Source organism: Streptomyces tardus (assembly GCF_018101125.2).
Lineage (GTDB): Bacteria > Actinomycetota > Actinomycetes > Streptomycetales > Streptomycetaceae > Streptomyces > Streptomyces tardus.
In genome coordinates this window covers 4,777,659-4,794,529 of sequence record NZ_JAELVF020000001.1, presented here as the reverse complement: position 1 = coordinate 4,794,529, position 16,871 = coordinate 4,777,659, and the positions used below count along the sequence as shown (strand labels likewise).

Here is a 16,871-nt window from a genome sequence, read left to right as displayed (position 1 = left end):
GCCCTCCCCTGTCGTCCACGGCCGCCCGTCCGGCCGCCGGCTGTTCGGCAGGCTACCGGCCGACACTGACAACACCGACGGGCCGGTGCGGGTGTGTCATCCCGCCCGGCCCGACCGGGAGTTGGCGCGCTCGGCCGGAGAGCCGGCCGCGCCCGTGCCTCAGGCGTCGACCTGGGCCATGACCTCGTCGGAGACGTCGAAGTTGGCGAAGACGTTCTGCACGTCGTCGCTGTCCTCGAGGGCGTCGATCAGCTTGAAGATCCTCCTGGCGCCCTCCTCCTCCAGCTCCACCTGCACGGAGGGGACGAAGCTGGAGTCGGCCGAGTCGTAGTCGATCCCGGCCTCCTGGAGCGCGGTGCGGACCTGCACCAGATCGGTGGCCTCGCTCAGCACCTCGAAGGACTCGCCGAGGTCGTTGACCTCCTCGACCCCTGCCTCCAGCACCGCGCCGAGGACGTCGTCCTCGCTCAGCTCCCCCTTGGGCACGATGATGACGCCCTTGCGGGTGAACATGTACGAGACCGAGCCCGGGTCGGCCATGGAACCCCCGTTGCGGGTCATGGCGACGCGCACGTCGGAGGCGGCACGGTTGCGGTTGTCGGTGAGGCACTCGATGAGCACCGCGACACCGTTGGGGCCGTAGCCCTCGTACATGATCGTCTCGTAGTCGGCTCCGCCCGCCTCAAGACCGGCACCGCGCTTGACCGCACTGTCGATGTTCTTGTTCGGAACCGACTGCTTCTTGGCCTTCTGGATCGCGTCGTAGAGCGTCGGGTTGCCCTCGATGTCGGCGCCGCCCATCCGGGCCGCGACCTCGACGTTCTTGATCAGTTTGGCGAAGAGCTTGCCGCGCTTGGCATCGATCACGGCCTTCTTGTGCTTGGTGGTTGCCCACTTGGAGTGGCCGGACACGCCTGGCTCCTTCGATGTCACCTACAGAAACAGTGCGCTCGATCCTACCGTCACGCCGCGGCCGTCCCCGCGGCCCGCCGAGGACCGGAATCACCGGATACGAGCTGTCTTGTCACCTCTGCGGACGCGCGGAGAGCACCATCTCGGTGAACAGCCGGTGCACGCGGTGGTCGCCGGTCAGCTCGGGGTGGAAGGAGGTGGCCAGCAGCGACCCCTGCCGCACGGCGACCGGGTGCCCCTCGACGGAGGCGAGCACCTCTACCCCCGCACCGGTCGACTCCACCCACGGTGCGCGGATGAAGACGCCCTCCACCGGCCCGCCGTCCACACCGGCCATGTCGACGGCCGCCTCGAACGACTCGTTCTGCCGGCCGAAGGCGTTGCGCCGCACGATCATGTCGATGCCGCCGACCGTCTCCTGACCGGAGCGGGGGTCGAGGATCTTGTCCGCGAGCATGATCATGCCCGCGCAGGATCCGTACGCCGGCATCCCCGACCGCACTCGCTCGCGCAGCGGTTCGAGCAGGTCGAAGATGCGTGCCAGCTTGAAGATGGTGGTGGACTCGCCGCCGGGGACGACCAGCCCCTCGACCACCGCCAGCTCCTCGGGACGGCGGACGGAACGTGCCTCGGCGCCCGCGCCGGTCAGCGCAGCGAGGTGCTCACGCACGTCACCCTGGAGGGCGAGCACGCCGATCACCGGCGCGGCAGGGGGAGTTGGGGTGTTCACAGGGTCGCCTCATCGTTCGGGGACACATCATCGTTCGGAGACACGTCGGGCTTGCGGTTGTCGTCGGCCGGGCGGGCACCTCGGCGGACCGCGCCGTCCGGTGCGCACGCAGGTGCCGGGCGCATCGGACACGCGCCGGGCGGCCCGCGCTCCGCCAGGAGTTCGGACCGCCCGGGCGCCGCTCGGGTCGTACGCCGCTCAGGCCGTACGGACGCGGGTCACCAGCCGCGGGAGGCGTAGCGCTCGTTCTCCGGGAGGGTGTCGCAGTTGATGCCGACCATCGCCTCGCCCAGGTCGCGGGAGGCGTCGGCGATCACCTTCGGGTCGTCGTAGAAGGTGGTGGCCTTGACGATGGCGGCGGCACGCTTGGCCGGGTCGCCGGACTTGAAGATGCCCGAGCCCACGAAGACGCCCTCGGCGCCCAGCTGACGCATCAGCGCGGCGTCGGCGGGGGTGGCCACACCGCCCGCGGAGAACAGCACGACCGGCAGCTTGCCCAGCTCGGCGACCTCGCGCACCAGCTCGTAGGGGGCGCGCAGGTCCTTGGCGGCGGCGTACAGCTCGTTGTTGTCGTAGCCCTTGAGGCGGGCGATCTCACCGCGGATCTGCCGCATGTGCCGTACGGCCTCGACGACGTTGCCGGTACCGGCCTCGCCCTTGGAGCGGATCATGGCCGCGCCCTCGGCGATCCGTCGGAGCGCCTCTCCGAGGTTGGTGGCGCCGCAGACGAAGGGGGTGGTGAAGGCGAACTTGTCGCTGTGGTTGACCTCGTCGGCCGGGGTGAGGACCTCCGACTCGTCGATGTAGTCGACACCGAGCGCCTGCAGCACCTGGGCCTCGACGAAGTGGCCGATGCGCGACTTGGCCATCACCGGGATGGAGACGGCACCGATGATGCCCTCGATCATGTCCGGGTCGGACATCCGGGCCACGCCGCCGTCCTTGCGGATGTCGGCGGGTACGCGCTCCAGCGCCATGACGGCGACCGCGCCCGCGTCCTCGGCGATCTTGGCCTGCTCCGGAGTGACCACATCCATGATCACGCCACCCTTGAGCTGTTCGGCCATGCCGCGCTTCACGCGGGCGGTGCCGGTCTCGGGAGCGGCTGCGGACGTGCTGTTGGGCGTGCTCGACACGGTGTGACCTCACTCGACGAAGAAACCTGCGGGCCGGACCCATCGTAGGTCCGCTCGGTGCAGCGGCCGACGGACCGGACGGACCGCCTGCACTGCTACCTCAGAGGGAAGCCGACCGGGGCGTCCGCGGGAAAGGGCCAATTGCGCACCGGTGGACCGCAGCCGGTTCGAAGTGGCCGCACCGCACGGCGGCGGCGGAGCGGCGGCTCGTGGGCCCCCGGGGGGCCCGCCCGCCGAGGGGTACGCGGAGCCGGGTCCCGCGAGGCACGTAACCGGCACACCGGCAGGGGCGCGGCCGTACGGGCCCGGGGTGCGGACGGACGCGCCGGCTCCGCGGACGCGCGGGGCCCGCAGCCGTGCGCCGACGGCTCGACCGGCGGCGACCGCGCTCAGCCGTGCTCGGCGAGCACGGCCGGCGGTTCGTCGTCCATCTCGAACGCCAGCGGGAACGGCGCGTGGCCGGCCAGCCGGAACCAGCGCACCTTGCGGTGGCGGCGCAGCGCCCGTACGGCGCGTACCGCGTCGTTGTGGAAGCGGCGGGCCATGGGCACGCGCCGCACGGCGGCGAGGAGTTCGCGGGCGCTCTCCTGGCCGCCGGGCGCCTCCCGCACCGCGACCAGTTGCTCGCGATCGTCGAAGACCGCACGCAGCGCCTGGCTCAACTCGCTCTCGGCGACCTCGCGTCCGTCCTCCTCGGCCTGTCTGGCGTGGTGCGCCGCGTCGTAGAGCACCATCGAGGCGGCGGGGTCGAAGACCCCGGAGGTCGCCAACTCCTGGGCCACCGAGGCCCGTCGCAGCAATTGCGCGTCAAGTGCCGCGCGGGCGGCGTCGATTCGGGTGTGCAGCCGGTCCAGACGGCCGGCCGTCCAGCTGAGGTAGACACCGATGAACGCGAGCGCCGCGACAGCCCAGAAGATCCAGTAGAACGTGGTCACGGCGGGCCACAGTACCCGGCGCCGTCGGCGCCCGGGTTACCGGAGCCCGCCGCCCTTCAGAGCCTCGGGCGCAGGCGGCCCAGCGCGCGTGGCCGCTCGTCGGCCGCCACCGTCGAGGCGCCCTCCGTCACGGTCTCGTACACGGCCAGGATGTCGGCTGCCACCGTCGACCAGTCGAAGCGCCGCACGTGGCGGGAGGCCTTCCCGCGGAGCTCCTCGCGCCGTTCGGGGTGGGCCAGCAGCTCGACGGCCGCGCGCGCCAGGTCGCCGGCGTCCTCGTTGCGGAAGAGCTGACCCGCGCTGCCGCCGTCCAGCACCTGGGCGAAGGCGTCCAGATCGCTCGCCAGCACCGGTGCACCCGCCGACATGGCCTCCACCAGGATGATGCCGAAGCTCTCCCCGCCGAGGTTGGGCGCGACGTACACGTCCACGCTGCGCAGCAGTCGGGCCTTGTCCTCGTCGCTGACCATCCCGAGGAACTCGACGCGGTCGCGGAACTCCTCCGGCAGCTCCGCCAGTGCCTCCTGCTCGTCGCCCCGGCCCGCCACCAGGAGCCGGGTGCCCGGCCGTTCGCGCAGAATCCGCGGCAGCGCGCGCATCAGCACCTGGAGGCCCTTGCGGGACTCGTCGATGCGGCCGACGAAGCCGATCGTGCCGCCCTGCCACTCCGCCTTGGGCTCGGCGTCGGCGAAGAAGTCGACGTCGACACCGTTGGGGATCACCACCGCGTCCCCGCCCAGATGCTCCACCAGGGTGCGCCGGGCGTACTCGCTGACGGCGATACGGGCGCTGATCTTCTCCAACGCGGCCTGGAGCATCGGATAGGCGGCCATCATCGCCCGCGACCGCGGGTTGGAGGTGTGGAAGGTGGCGACGATCGGGCCGCGCGCCGCCCAGCAGGCGAGCAGCGCCAACGAGGGTGCGGCCGGCTCGTGCAGATGCAGCACCTCGAAGTCGCCCTCGTTGACCCAGCGGCGGGTGCGGGCGGCCGACAGGACACCGAAGTTCAGCCGCGCCACCGACCCGTTGTACGGCACCGGCACCGCCCGGCCGGCGGAGACCACGTACGGCGGCAGTACGGAGCCGTCGTCGGCGGGGGCGAGCACGGAGACCTCGTGGCCGAGCGCAATCAGATGCTCCGCGAGGTCGCGGATGTGGAACTGCACCCCGCCCGGCACGTCCCAGGAGTAGGGGCAGACGATGCCGATCCTCACGGCAGCTCCCTCTCGGCCCCGGAAGGCCGCGCCTCACGGTCGGGCATCTCGCGGTCGGGCGTCTCGCGGTCCGACGTCTCGCGGTCCGACGTCTCGCGGTCCGACGCAACAGGGTCCGCCGGCTCGGGGCCGGCCGCAGCGGGCCCGCCCTCGGAGGTACGGCGGCGCCCCAGGTCGGCCGCCCACAGCCGCTGAAGCATGTGCCAGTCCTCGGGGTGCTCGGCGATACCGACGGCGAACCCGTCAGCCATCGACTGCGTCATCGCCGCCGCCTTCTCCGCACGGGTGCCGGTCTCGGGCACCTCCACCGGCGGGTGCACCCGGCCCTTCATCACCTCGGTGCCGTCGAACCAGAGGTTGACCGGCAGCAGCACCGCGCCGGTCTGGAGCGCCAGCAGCGCGGGGCCTGCGGGCATCCGCGCGGTCTCGCCGAAGAACCGGACCTCGATGCCCGAGGAGGACAGGTCGCGGTCGGCCACCAGCGCCGCCACCCCGCCCGCACGCATCCGCCGTGCCAGGACGCCGAAGGCGGCGCCGCCCTGGTGCGGCAGCACCTCCATGCCCAGGCCCTCGCGGTAGGCGACGAAGCGGTCGTAGAGGGTCTCGGGCTTCAGCCGCTCGGCGACCGTGACGAACGGGATGTTCTTGTGGGTGGCGAGCCAGGCGCCCGCGAGGTCCCAGTTGGCCATGTGCGGCAGTGCCAGTACGGCGCCGCGGCCCTCGGCGTGGGCGTCGGTGAGGTGGTGCAGTTCGTGGATGTGGACACTGCGGGCGATGCGCTCCTGGCTCCAGGCCGGCAGCCGGAAGGACTCCATCCAGTACCGCAGATACGAGCGCATCCCGGTCCTGGAGAGCTCGCGCAGCTCCTGCTCCCCCGTTTCGGGGCGCACCCGCGCCAGGTTGCGCTCCAGCTGGGTGACGCCCTTGCCGCGCTTCTTCCAGGTACGGTCGGCGACGCGCTCCCCCAGCCGGACAGCGGTGCGTTCGGGGAGGCGTTTGACGACGCTCCAGCCGAGTCCGTACAGGCTGTCGGTCAGACGTTCCTTCACGCGGTGCCACTCCCCCGGTCTGCGTCGGGCTTCGCGGCCCGGCGCCGCGCCCCGTTTGTCCCCGTCCCCGTGCGGTGCTGCGTCTCGCGGTGCTGCGTCTCGTGCTGCGGTGCCTCGCGCTCCTGCGCCGCTGCGTCCCCGCTCTCCGCCCGCGCCTGGGCCGCGTCCGCGGACTCGGCCTCGCGGCGTACGGTGACCACTCGCTGGGCGAGGGTGACGCAGCTGCCTGCGGCGACCACCCACAGCGCGGCGGGCAGCAGCACCTCGATGTAGGGCACGCCGAACGTCTCGAAGCCGGCAAGTCCCGTGCACACCAGGGTGATCACCAGGCGTTCGGAACGCTCCACGAGTCCGTTGACGTTGACGGGCAGCCCGATGCTCTCGCCGCGCGCCTTGGTGTACGAGACGACCTGGCCGCCGGCGAGGCAGAAGATCGCCACCGCGCACATCGTCACACTGTCGCCGCGGCCCGCGTACCAGAGCGCGAGGCCGCCGAAGATCGCCGAGTCGGCGACCCGGTCGAGCGTGGAGTCCAGGAAGGCGCCCCAGCGGGTCGACTTGCCCGACTGCCTGGCCATGTTGCCGTCGAGCATGTCCGAGAACACGAAGACGGTGATCGCCACGGTGCCCCAGAAGAAGGCGCCCTGCGGATAGAAGACGAGCGCTCCGGCGACCACCCCGCCGGTCCCGATCAGGGTGACCGCGTCAGGGCTGACTCCCAGCCGCAGCAGCAGCGCGGCGAGTGGCGTGAAGACACGCGTGAAGAACGCACGCGCGTACTTGTTCAGCATCGTTGTCCCGGAGTGTTGGTTCTGCCCGGTGGCAGTGGGCCGCCGGGTGGCCCATCGTAGCCAGCGCCCGCCCGCGCGCTGCTGGCGGATCGCCTCCGGCCGCCCGCGGGCGCGGGGTGTGTGCCCCGTACCGGCGCCCACCAGGACGTCCCCGGGCGTCCGGTTCGTCACCGGGGTGCAGCGGCGCTGCCTGAGCCGGACCACTCACCGCACCGACCGGCTCCCCGCGGCCCGCCGCACACCCGCCTTCCACTGCCGGGTTTCGCGAAGCCCGGCAGCACAAGCGGATGCGTCGATACCCTGACGGTCCGGCAGGATGTGTGCGACACCCCCGGGTTGGGAACTGGCTGGGTGCGGACGCGCGGACAATGTTGGGGGCTCCAGGTGGCAGGATTCGACGACGGCAAGCAGCAGGGCGTGGAGGTGGACTTCAGCCCTGGCGCCCAGATTCCCCTGTCCGGTTCCTCCGGGCAGACCGCCGTGACGCAGGCGCTCGCCTCCGCGGCGTATCAGGACTTCCCGGTGCAGAAGCTGGTCGACGCCAACGACGCCGCCGCGGTCAAGCCGCCCAAGCTCTCACTGTTCGAGCCCAATCTGGGTGAGGCGTACGCCCGCGCGGTGCAGGTCCGTATGCTCGGCGGCGCCAGGGCGCCGCTCATCCAGTCCTTCGGCACCGATCCACAGGTCATCGTCGACCACTGTCTGGCCGCCAGCCGTATCCGCAAGGCCAGGGACGCCCGGCTGACCGCGGTGATGATGCTTCTCGGCGTTCTCTTCCTGCCCGGTGTGCTGATCTGGCTGCTCGGCTTCCAGCTGCGCCGCTGGCTGGCCGGTGCGCAGGACAAGCGCGCCGGAGCGATCGGCTTCGCGGCGCTCGCGCTGCTGGCCGGTGTGGTGATCCTCGCCGCCATCCAGCTTCCGGTGAACGGCGTGCTGGCCATCTATCTGCGGGTCATGTTCGTGGCCCCGATACTCGGCTGGTTCCTGGCCAAACGGATCAGCGAGCGGTACGCCCGCGATCTGCGGGAGTTCTGGAGCGGGTTGCTCTCGGGCGGCGGCCCGGGCGCGCGCATCCCCGAGGCCGTTCCGCAGGACCCCAACGACGAGGAGGCCGAGCGGCTGCGCAAGGCGCTGGTCAAGCTCGCCGCCGAGCAGAACAGCAACATCGTCTTCTACGCGGGCCCCAAGGGGATACTCGGGATGGGCACCCGCTGGGGCAGCTGGCAGCTCGCCGAGGAGCTGACCCCGGCCGCGGGTGTCGACGAGATCAACCCGTTCCGCAGCTGGGACGTCATCCAGTCCATCCACGACCAGTTGCGGATGCTGGAGCGCGGACCGCTGCACACCGGCGGGTTCCCGACCCCGTCGATACGCCACTGGGTCGTCTCGCCGGTGCCCGAGGGTGCGAAGGGGGTGTCCAGGCCGGAGGGCCAGGAGGTCTCGTCCTTCCAGGTGCGCGACCACGAGATCCAGCGCATCTGCAACGAGCAGCAGTTCGGCAGCGGCAACCGCCACTACCTGGGCGTCCAGTTCGTCCTGTGGGACGGGCAGTTGGTGCTGACGCTGCTCATCACTGTCACCGTCCTGCACCACACGCTGCGCATCGAGGTCACCGGTCACGCGCTGGGTCCGGTGCACCCGCTCTTCACCACGAAGCCGTCACCCAAGTCCAAGCAGGTGTCGAAGACGGTCAAGTTCTGGGAGACCAAGAGCGTGCCGCTGCCGCTGGTGGACGCCAAGGAGGTCGTACGGCTGGCGGCACGGGCCCCGTTGACCTGGTTCCCGCCCGTACTGGACTATCTGGGCGGCAAGTTGGCGCTGCCGGAGCCGTTCGGGCTGCGCCATTCCTGGGCGGACAAGCCGTGGCGCCACCGCTTCATGGCGGACGACGCGCTGCGCGCGGCGACGCCGGTGCTGCGGGTGGTGCATTCGGCCGCGATGAAGGTGCTCGCCGAGAACGGCGTCGCCACGGAGAAGTTCGGCGCGCGTTCCCAGTTCCTCAGCGGACAGGTGCAGGGCGCCACGCCGGGCAAGCCCGACGAGTACGGGCTCTGATCTTCCCGCCGCACCGCTGGAGCGGGTTCTTCGTGCCGTCCGCGCCGGGCGCGGACGGCACGAAACGTCGGAAGCCGCTGCCGGGAGAAGTGAACTTCCCTCCCGACAGCGGCTTCCGACGTTTCGCAGGCTCAGTCGGCCGGCCTCAGTCGGTCGGCCAGGCCCCGGCGATGAGCCGACGGGTGTCGGCGAGCAGCTGCGGCAGGATCTTCGTGTGCCCGACGACCGGCATGAAGTTGGTGTCCCCGCCCCAGCGCGGCACCAGGTGCTGGTGGAGGTGGGCGGCGATTCCGGCGCCGGCGACCGTGCCCTGGTTCATCCCGATGTTGAAGCCGTGCGCGCCCGAGGCGGCCCGCAGCGCGGTCATGGCCCGCTTGGTGAAGTCGGCGAGCTCCGCGGTCTCTCCCGCGTCCAGCTCGGTGTAGTCGGCGACGTGCCGGAAGGGCACCACCATCAGATGGCCGCCGTTGTACGGGTAGAGGTTCAGCACCGCGTAGACGTGCCGCCCGCGGGCGATGACCAGCCCGTCCTCGTCGTCGCGTTCGGGAATGGCGCAGAAGGGGCAGCCGTCTCCCGGCGCGGAGCCGGTGGGTTTGTTCTCGCCCTGGATGTACGCCATGCGGTGGGGAGTCCACAGGCGCTGGAACGCGTCCGGTGTCCCCACTCCGATCTGCTGCTCCGGCTCGCTGGTCATGTCGGCCAGCATATGGCGTCGGTTGCGCCGGCAGGCCCGGGGGTCGTTGCCCCCGGGCCTGCCGGTGAACCTGCTTGTGTCCGCGTCCTCGTGGCGCGGTCGGGTCAGATCTGCACGCGGTCCCGGACCGCGGTACGGATCTCCGCCAGCGCCTCCTCGCGCGGGATCCCGTTCTTCTGGGAGCCGTCGCGGTAGCGGAAGCTGACGGCCCCTGCGGCGACGTCGTCGTCACCGGCGATGACCATGAAGGGCACCTTGGCCTTCTGGGCGTTGCGGATCTTCTTCTGCATCCGGTCCGAGGAGGCGTCCACCTCGACGCGCAGCCCTTCGGTCCGCGCCTGTGCGGCGAACTCGCGCAGGTAGGGGACGTGGTCGTCGCCGATCGGGATGCCGGTCGCCTGGACCGGGGCGAGCCACGGCGGGAAGACGCCCGCGTAGTGCTCCAGCAGCACGGCGAAAAACCGCTCGATCGAGCCGAAGAGCGCACGGTGGATCACCACGGGCCGCTGGCGGGAGCCGTCGGCGGCGGTGTACTCCAGGTCGAAGCGCTCGGGCATGTTGAAGTCCACCTGGATCGTGGACATCTGCCAGGTGCGGCCGATGGCGTCCTTGGCCTGGACGGAGATCTTCGGACCGTAGAAGGCGGCACCGGCCGGGTCCAGCACCAGCTCCAGACCCTGCTTCTGGGCAGCCTGGCGAAGCGCCTCGGTGGACTCTTCCCAGACCTCGTCGGAGCCGACGAACTTCTCCGGGTCCTTGGTGGACAGCTCGAGGTAGAAGTCGTCGAGCCCGTAGTCGCGCAGCAGGTTGAGCACGAAGGTGAGCAGCGAATCCAGCTCGTCGGCCATCTGCTCGCGCGAGCAGTAGATGTGCGCGTCGTCCTGCGTGAAGCCGCGGGCACGGGTCAGCCCGTGCACCACACCCGACTTCTCGTAACGGTAGACCGTGCCGAACTCGAAGAGCCGCAGCGGCAGTTCGCGGTAGGAGCGGCCTCGAGCGTCGAAGATCAGGTGGTGCATCGGGCAGTTCATGGGCTTGAGGTAGTAGTCCTGGCCCTCGTCCAGCTGCATGGGCGGGTACATGCCGTCGGCGTACCAGTCCAGGTGCCCGGACTTCTCGAAGAGGGTGCCCTTGGTGGCGTGCGGCGTGTAGACGAACTCGTAGTCCGACTCCTCGTGCCGCCGCCGCGAGTAGTCCTCCATCACCCGGCGGATCACACCGCCGCGGGGGTGGAAGACGGCCAGCCCGGAACCGATCTCCTCGGGGATGGAGAAGAGGTCGAGCTCGGTGCCGAGCCTGCGGTGGTCGCGCTTTTCGGCCTCGGCCAGGAACTCCAGGTGCGCCTTGAGCTCGTCCTTGGTGGGCCAGGCGGTGCCGTAGATCCGCTGGAGCTGCTTGTTCTTCTCGCTGCCGCGCCAGTACGCGGCTGCCGAGCGCATCAGCTTGACGGCCGGGATGAGCCGGGTGGTCGGCAGGTGCGGGCCTCGGCAGAGGTCCTTCCAGCACAGCTCGCCGCTCTTGGCGTCGATGTTGTCGTAGATGGTCAGCTCGCCGGCACCCACCTCGGCGGAGGCGCCGTCCGCAGCCTCGGCGGCAGAGCCCTTGAGCCCGATCAGCTCGAGCTTGTACGGCTCGTCGGCCAGCTCCGCGCGCGCGTCCTCGTCGGTGGTGACCCGGCGGGAGAAGCGCTGGCCCCGCTTGATGATCTCCTGCATCTTCTTCTCGATGCGCTTGAGGTCGTCGGGGTGGAACGCCTCCGCCACGTCGAAGTCGTAGTAGAAACCGTCCTTGATGGGCGGGCCGATGCCGAGCTTGGCCTCCGGGTAGAGCTCCTGCACGGCCTGCGCCATCACGTGCGCCGCGGAGTGGCGCAGGATGTCCAGCCCGTCGGGGCTGGACATCTCGACCGGCTCGACCTCGTCGCCGTCGGCGAGCTCGTAGGCGAGGTCCTTCAGCTCTCCGGCGACTCGGGCGGCCACGACGCTCCGCTCCCCCTCGAAGAGTGCGGCGGCGCTCGTGCCCGTGGTGACCACGCGCTCTTCCCGCTCGGAATCGCGTTGAACGGCCACACGCACGTCTGACACCGGATCTCTCCTGTTTCGCCGGGGAAGCGGCGGCGAGTGCCGACCGCCGCAGGAATCGTACCGAGCCGCGAGCGGTGGACGCGAAGCAGTTCCCCGGGCGACCGGGAGCCACGGCGCACACGACGAAGGCCGGTCAGTCCTCCGACTGACCGGCCTTCCGGGGGTGGGCGATACTGGGTTCGAACCAGTGACCTCTTCGGTGTGAACGAAGCGCTCTTCCGCTGAGCCAATCGCCCTCTGCTCGGCATGAGGCTACCCCACCACGACACCCCCGGGTGACCAGGTGCTCACCGGTGGCCCGGAGTCAGAATCTTGACGCGTTCACACCACGGCGCAAAAGCGACTTTCATCACCTCTAGGTACGCACGTCATAAACACCCAATCGGCTTGCCCTTCGTCTGAAACAGCCCGATATCCGGCGGAGGGGTTTACAACCGTCTGGTAAGTGGCATGTCGATTTCGCCGACGTGCGAATCCCCGAGCGCACACTGAGCGAAAGGCCCTGGCGCTTATGAACACCACGGTCAGCTGCGAGCTGCACCTGCGCCTCGTTGTATCGAGCGAGTCCTCCCTTCCCGTCCCTGCGGGTCTGCGGTATGACACGGCCGACCCCTACGCGGTGCATGCCACCTTCCACACCGGTGCCGAAGAGACAGTCGAGTGGGTCTTCGCCCGCGACCTGCTCGCCGAGGGGCTGCACAGGCCCACTGGCACCGGCGACGTACGTGTCTGGCCCTCCCGGAGCCACGGGCAGGGTGTCGTCTGCATCGCCCTCAGCTCACCCGAGGGCGAAGCACTGCTCGAGGCTCCCGCCCGCGCGCTGGAGTCCTTCCTCAAGCGGACCGACGCAGCGGTGCCCCCGGGCACCGAGCACCGCCACTTCGATCTCGATACGGAGCTCTCCCACATCCTCGCGGAGAGCTGAGGCAACCGGGACAACCCAAGACCCCACCGCTCGTGCCGTCCGACTCGGGGCGATGGCACGGGTCCGGTGGGAACCACCCCGAAGCGACGACAGACGTCGCCCGACCGGGCAGGCCGTCGCCACATCACCGTGGCGGCGGCCTTGCTCTGTGCAGCCGATAGAGTCCTCGGTCAGCGAGCACCCACTGGAACCGAGCATTCCCACCGGCCTGGAGCGACACCGTGCTGATCAACCACGACACCAGGTTCGCCCTCGACGGTGTCGTCGACCTGCTGAACACCGCGCCCGACCAGGATGTACCGGAGGGGCTGCCCGACCTGAGCGCGCTGCGCGAGTTCGTGCGGCGCAACAGCATCAGCGGCGTCGACCGGCTCTGCGAAGCCGACCTCCTCGCGGTCCGCGAGGTCCGCGAGGACTTCCTGCGGATCATCGCCGCGCCGGACGACCGCACCGCCGCCGGGCTCGTCAACGCACTCGTCGCCCGGGCCGGTACGACTCCGCAGCTCACGGACCACGACGGCTACGACTGGCACGTGCACTACTTCGCGCCGGACTCGGGCGTCGCGGACCACCTCGCCGCCGACGGAGGGATGGCGCTCGGTTTCCTGCTGGTGGGCGGCGAGCGCGAGCGGCTGCGCCGCTGCGGCGCGCCCGACTGCCGCCGCGCGTTCATCGACCTCTCCCGCAACCGCTCGCGCCGCTACTGCTCGAGTCGCACCTGCGGCAACCGACTGCACGTGGCCGCGTACCGTGCGCGCCGCCGCGAGTCCGCGGAGAACGCCGGGACGGGCGAAGGCGCGAAGCCCTGACAGCGCTCGGCCGGTGTCAGGGCCGCCGCCGGCCGTACCGCCGCGCCCGCTCCCGGCTCGAGCCCCTCCATCGCGGGAAGGCGCCTCACAAGCCTCACAAGCCTCACAAGAGGAAGAGGTCGTGCATCGCGGCAAGGAGGAACAGCAGGCCGATGAATGCCAGGAAGAGCATCAGCGGCGGCTGGGAGAGTGCGTAGAGACAACCTCTGGGCTCCGGTGCCCCGGGCTGCGAGGAGGTGTCCGACTCGTCTTGTGCTGGCGGAAGCTGGTCCGCGGGGTAGTGCTGCATCTCGCCGCGATGATCGCGCAGGCCGACCGTGCCGCGCGCTCAACACGCCCGGCACACAACGGAGTTCGTCAGATTCCGTGCTTCTTGAGGATCGCCTCGATATCGCTGAAGTCCTCGGTGCCCGACTGCTGCGCAGGAGCCTTGCCCCGGCCCGAACGCACAGCCGGCGGTGCGGCGGTCGGTGCGGGCGCGGACTGACGGCCGGCGGGCGCGGACGCGCCGGGCTCCGCCGCCGGCGCGGGAGCGCCGGCGGACCGTGCCTGGGCGAAGCGCGCGATGAGATAGAGCACCACGGCCAGCGCGAGCACGGCGAAGCCGGCCCACACCGTCGGCTTGAACACCAGATCGGCCGCCCAGGAGGAGAACGCCCGGACGATCTTTCCGCCGAGCCCGATCAGGCCGGCCATCGCCAGGCCGATGGGCACCAGGGACAGGGCCGCCAGCCGGGTGGCGGCGACGAAGCGGCGGCGGTAGGCCGTCAGGAACGAGACGGCCAGCCCCGCCGCGGAGAGTGCGGCACACACGGTCACGGTCAGCATGTCTCCATCCTGCCTTCCCACCGGGGGCGGATGCCAAGCCGCGGGGGAAAACTTCAGGGTCATCCCCGGGGTTCCTCCTCCGCGGGGCCGAGCACGGCCGGCCGAACGGGCACAGGTCCCGCTGCCGGGCACAGCGCGCAGACACGTCCGAGTACGGAAGTCCGCGGTACGCGGGGACGGGGTCGGGCGAGGTCGGACACGGGGACCGGACGGGCGCGAAGGGCTGGGAGACTGGGCGCATGGACAACGACAGCGGGCCGCGCGCCGTACTCGAGACCTGGTTCGATCTTCAGTGTTCGGACTGCCACACGGCTCAGGGCGATGTCGACGCCCTGCGGGAGCGGTACGGCGACAGCCTGGAGATTCGGCTGCGGCACTTCCCGCTGCCGAAGCACAAGTACGCCTACGCCGCCGCCCAGGCCGCGGAGGAGGCGTACGCGCAGGGCGGCGGTGAGGGCTACGTCCGGGAACTGCTGGCACGCACGGCGGAGTTGGGCGAGCGCGGCGAGACGCTCCTGGTGGAGCTGGCACGGGAGTCGGGACTCGACGCGGACGAGGTGGAGAGCGCGTTGTTCGACGGACGCCATCTGCTGGCGGTCGACGCCGACCAGGCCGAGGGCAAGGCGCTGGGGATCACCGGTACGCCGACCTATGTGATCGGCGGGCAGCGGCTGGACGGTGGGAAGAGCCAGGAAGGGCTGCGCGAGCGCATCGGCGAGTTGGTGGACGCCGCCGACGGCTCCTGACCGGCAGCCGCGGCTGCCGGAGCTGCTGCCGCTGATCTCGCGCTCGACGTGCGGAGCCGGGTGAGCGGGTACCGCGGGCGGAGCGCGTCGAGCGTGTGGTGCGCGGCGCCCCCGTGGGGCCGTGCCGCGCGGATCTCAGAGCAGTGCTTTGGCGTAGTGCGAGAGCATCGGCTCGTACCCGAGCCCGTCGTACAGGGCGCGGGCCGTGGTGTTGTGGGCGAAGACGTTGAGCGCCAGTCGGCTGCCACCGGCGGCCAGGACCTCGCGCTCGGCGATGTGCATGAGCGCGCGTCCGTGCCCTCGGCCGCGGTGCTCCTCGGCGACCGCGACCGCGTAGACGAAGCCGCCCCGGTCCACCGGCTCGTGCAGGGCCAGCCAGAGAGTGCCGACGTCCTGGCCCCGGTGACGGGCGACGAGCAGCAGCACGTCCGACGAGGCCGGGCCGTCGGGCAGCAGCTCGGCGAAGTCGGACCGCGATCTCGCCTCGGCGTGGTCGCGGTCCAGGCCCTGAGCGACGCAGCTCTCGACGAACTGCGCGTGCGAGGCGGCGCTCCAGGCCGGGAACTCCTCCTCCGTCAACGGACGGACGGTGGTTCCGGGCGGCAGTTCGGGCGGGGCCCAAAGCGCCTTGGTCAGATGGCAGTTGGTCTCGCGGTAGCCCAGCGCCTGCGCCAACCGCCGTGCCGCGACGGCCGTCGCGGGCACCGAGACCCACATCCGGCGGCAGCCCCAGCCGCGCAGCACCTCCTCCCCCGCAAGCGCCGCGACCGTGGCACGTCCGCGGCGGCGGTCCGGCTCCTCCACCGCGAGCCGGTCTATCCGCCCCACCGAGCCCGGACCGGCCAACTCCGGTTCGGCGCGCAGCCGTACGCCTCCGACCACCCTGCTGTTGACGCAGATGTCGTAGGAGCGCGAGCGGGTGCCGTCCCGCAGCAGGTGCTCGGGCTCGACGGGTCGGAGTGTGGTGGTCATCGACAGTGTTCTACCAGTGGCAGGCGGTGCTGCCCAGTGCGCCTGTGACCGGGAACGGACGCGGTGACCGGTGGCGACGGGCCCGGGAGCACGCTGCCGCCGGAAGCACTCTCCCGGGGGCGGGCCGCACGGGTCGGCGTTCCCGGCGGTGGGCTCAGGGGTCGATGTCGGCTGCCGAACGCTCGGCGAAGACGCGCTGCGCCTTCGCTGTCAATGGCCCGGGGGCGTCCGGCAGATCGCGGCCGTCCAGACGGTGCACGGCCTGGACGTCCCGCAGCGAGGAGGTCAGGAAGATCTCGTCGGCACGTTCGAGCACGTCGAAGGGGAGGTCCGTCTCGTGGGCGCCGACCCACTCCAGCACCAGCGCCCGGGTGATGCCGGCCAACGGGCCTGCCGCGAGCGGCGGGGTGTGCAGCTCGCCGTCGACTGCGACGAAGACATTGGTGCCGGTGCCCTCGCACAGCTGCCCCGCGGTGTTGGCGAACACCGCCTCGGACGCCTCGCTCCGGTGCGCCCTGGCGAGCGCGACGACGTTCTCCGCGTACGAGGTGGTCTTCAGCCCGGTGAGTGCACCGCGTTCGTTGCGCACCCAGGGCACGGTGATCGCCGCCGTGCTCGGCGCCGCCGGCCCGCAGGGGTCGACGGCGACGACCAACGAGAGCTCCTCACCGCCGCGTTCGGAGCTGAGCGGCGAGCGTCCGGCCGTACAGGTCAGCCGCAACCGGCCGTGTGCGACGGGGTTGGCCTCCAGCACCGCCTCGCAGGCGTGGCGCACCAGCCCGAGATCGGGTGCCTCCAGGCCGAGGCCGCGCGCGGAGACGGCGAGCCGGTCGAGATGACGGGTGAGAGCGAAGGCTCTGCCGTCCTGCACCTTGAGGGTCTCGAACACCCCGTCGCCGACGGTCAGTCCGTGGTCGAGCACCGACAGACGTGCGCTGTCGCGGTCGTGCAGCGCACCGTTCACCCAGATCAGAGCCACGGTTCCACCTTT

17 protein-coding genes and 1 tRNA gene are annotated in these 16,871 nt (G+C 71.0%); 4 read left to right on the top strand and 14 right to left on the bottom strand.

The window, feature by feature from the left end:
• Window positions 1-159: 159 nt before the first annotated feature.
• The 7 genes from JGS22_RS20570 to pgsA form a co-directional block, all read right to left on the bottom strand.
• Window positions 160-912: a YebC/PmpR family DNA-binding transcriptional regulator gene (locus JGS22_RS20570; RefSeq protein ID WP_211040186.1), complete on the bottom strand. Its 753-nt coding sequence runs from the start codon at window positions 910-912 to the stop codon at window positions 160-162.
• Between the two features lie 112 nt (window positions 913-1,024).
• Window positions 1,025-1,642: a pyridoxal 5'-phosphate synthase glutaminase subunit PdxT gene (gene pdxT, locus JGS22_RS20565; RefSeq protein WP_308405775.1), complete on the bottom strand. Its 618-nt coding sequence runs from the start codon at window positions 1,640-1,642 to the stop codon at window positions 1,025-1,027.
• A 218-nt stretch (window positions 1,643-1,860) separates the two neighbouring features.
• A complete protein-coding gene (gene pdxS / locus JGS22_RS20560; RefSeq protein WP_211040185.1) occupies window positions 1,861-2,778 on the bottom strand; it encodes a pyridoxal 5'-phosphate synthase lyase subunit PdxS in 918 nt (305 codons plus the stop codon).
• A gap of 389 nt (window positions 2,779-3,167) precedes the next feature.
• Entirely contained in the window at window positions 3,168-3,713 is a 546-nt protein-coding gene (locus JGS22_RS20555; protein WP_211040184.1) for a LemA family protein, read from the bottom strand.
• A gap of 56 nt (window positions 3,714-3,769) precedes the next feature.
• Window positions 3,770-4,927 (bottom strand): glycosyltransferase family 4 protein, encoded by a 1,158-nt coding sequence (locus JGS22_RS20550; protein ID WP_211040183.1) that lies wholly within the window; start codon window positions 4,925-4,927, stop codon window positions 3,770-3,772.
• Window positions 4,924-5,976: a phosphatidylinositol mannoside acyltransferase gene (locus JGS22_RS20545; protein ID WP_211040182.1), complete on the bottom strand. Its 1,053-nt coding sequence runs from the start codon at window positions 5,974-5,976 to the stop codon at window positions 4,924-4,926. The genes JGS22_RS20550 and JGS22_RS20545 overlap by 4 nt, the downstream gene beginning before the upstream one ends.
• Entirely contained in the window at window positions 5,973-6,767 is a 795-nt protein-coding gene (gene pgsA / locus JGS22_RS20540) for a phosphatidylinositol phosphate synthase (protein ID WP_211040181.1), read from the bottom strand. The genes JGS22_RS20545 and pgsA overlap by 4 nt, the downstream gene beginning before the upstream one ends.
• Window positions 6,768-7,151: 384 nt before the next feature.
• Here pgsA and JGS22_RS20535 point away from each other — a divergent pair, with 384 nt between their 5' ends.
• Window positions 7,152-8,822: an AbeC-like domain-containing protein gene (locus JGS22_RS20535; protein WP_211040180.1), complete on the top strand. Its 1,671-nt coding sequence runs from the start codon at window positions 7,152-7,154 to the stop codon at window positions 8,820-8,822.
• Window positions 8,823-8,967: 145 nt separating this feature from the next.
• Here JGS22_RS20535 and JGS22_RS20530 read toward each other — a convergent pair whose 3' ends face one another.
• The 3 genes from JGS22_RS20530 to JGS22_RS20520 all read right to left on the bottom strand — a co-directional run bounded on the left by JGS22_RS20530 (window position 8,968) and on the right by JGS22_RS20520 (window position 11,836).
• Window positions 8,968-9,528 carry an HIT family protein gene (locus tag JGS22_RS20530; protein ID WP_211040179.1) on the bottom strand — a complete coding sequence of 187 codons (561 nt, stop codon included), beginning with the start codon at window positions 9,526-9,528 and terminating at the stop codon, window positions 8,968-8,970.
• Window positions 9,529-9,620: 92 nt separating this feature from the next.
• Window positions 9,621-11,600 (bottom strand): threonine--tRNA ligase, encoded by a 1,980-nt coding sequence (thrS, locus tag JGS22_RS20525; protein ID WP_211040178.1) that lies wholly within the window; start codon window positions 11,598-11,600, stop codon window positions 9,621-9,623.
• Window positions 11,601-11,764: 164 nt separating this feature from the next.
• A tRNA-Val gene (locus JGS22_RS20520) sits at window positions 11,765-11,836 on the bottom strand.
• A 275-nt stretch (window positions 11,837-12,111) separates the two neighbouring features.
• On the opposite strand from JGS22_RS20520, the gene JGS22_RS20515 reads away from it, so the two are divergent.
• Both JGS22_RS20515 and JGS22_RS20510 read left to right on the top strand, forming a co-directional pair.
• On the top strand, window positions 12,112-12,525 hold the full coding sequence (locus tag JGS22_RS20515; RefSeq protein WP_003959770.1) for an SsgA family sporulation/cell division regulator: 414 nt from the start codon (window positions 12,112-12,114) through the stop codon (window positions 12,523-12,525).
• Window positions 12,526-12,746: 221 nt separating this feature from the next.
• Entirely contained in the window at window positions 12,747-13,334 is a 588-nt protein-coding gene (locus JGS22_RS20510; RefSeq protein ID WP_211040177.1) for a CGNR zinc finger domain-containing protein, read from the top strand.
• A 103-nt stretch (window positions 13,335-13,437) separates the two neighbouring features.
• On the opposite strand, the gene JGS22_RS20505 is transcribed toward JGS22_RS20510, so the two are convergent.
• Entirely contained in the window at window positions 13,438-13,623 is a 186-nt protein-coding gene (locus tag JGS22_RS20505; protein ID WP_211040176.1) for a hypothetical protein, read from the bottom strand.
• A gap of 68 nt (window positions 13,624-13,691) precedes the next feature.
• Window positions 13,692-14,162 (bottom strand): hypothetical protein, encoded by a 471-nt coding sequence (locus tag JGS22_RS20500; RefSeq protein ID WP_211040175.1) that lies wholly within the window; start codon window positions 14,160-14,162, stop codon window positions 13,692-13,694.
• A 239-nt stretch (window positions 14,163-14,401) separates the two neighbouring features.
• On the opposite strand from JGS22_RS20500, the gene JGS22_RS20495 reads away from it, so the two are divergent.
• Window positions 14,402-14,908, top strand: coding sequence for a DsbA family protein (locus tag JGS22_RS20495; RefSeq protein WP_211040174.1), 507 nt, complete (start codon window positions 14,402-14,404; stop codon window positions 14,906-14,908).
• Between the two features lie 135 nt (window positions 14,909-15,043).
• Here the strand turns inward: JGS22_RS20495 and JGS22_RS20490 are convergent, their stop codons facing one another.
• Together JGS22_RS20490 and JGS22_RS20485 are read right to left on the bottom strand one after the other, a co-directional pair.
• Complete coding sequence (locus JGS22_RS20490) at window positions 15,044-15,880, bottom strand: GNAT family N-acetyltransferase (protein WP_216815050.1); 837 nt, start codon at window positions 15,878-15,880, stop codon at window positions 15,044-15,046.
• A gap of 154 nt (window positions 15,881-16,034) precedes the next feature.
• Window positions 16,035-16,859 (bottom strand): aminotransferase class IV, encoded by an 825-nt coding sequence (locus tag JGS22_RS20485; RefSeq protein WP_308405774.1) that lies wholly within the window; start codon window positions 16,857-16,859, stop codon window positions 16,035-16,037.
• Window positions 16,860-16,871: the final 12 nt, after the last annotated feature.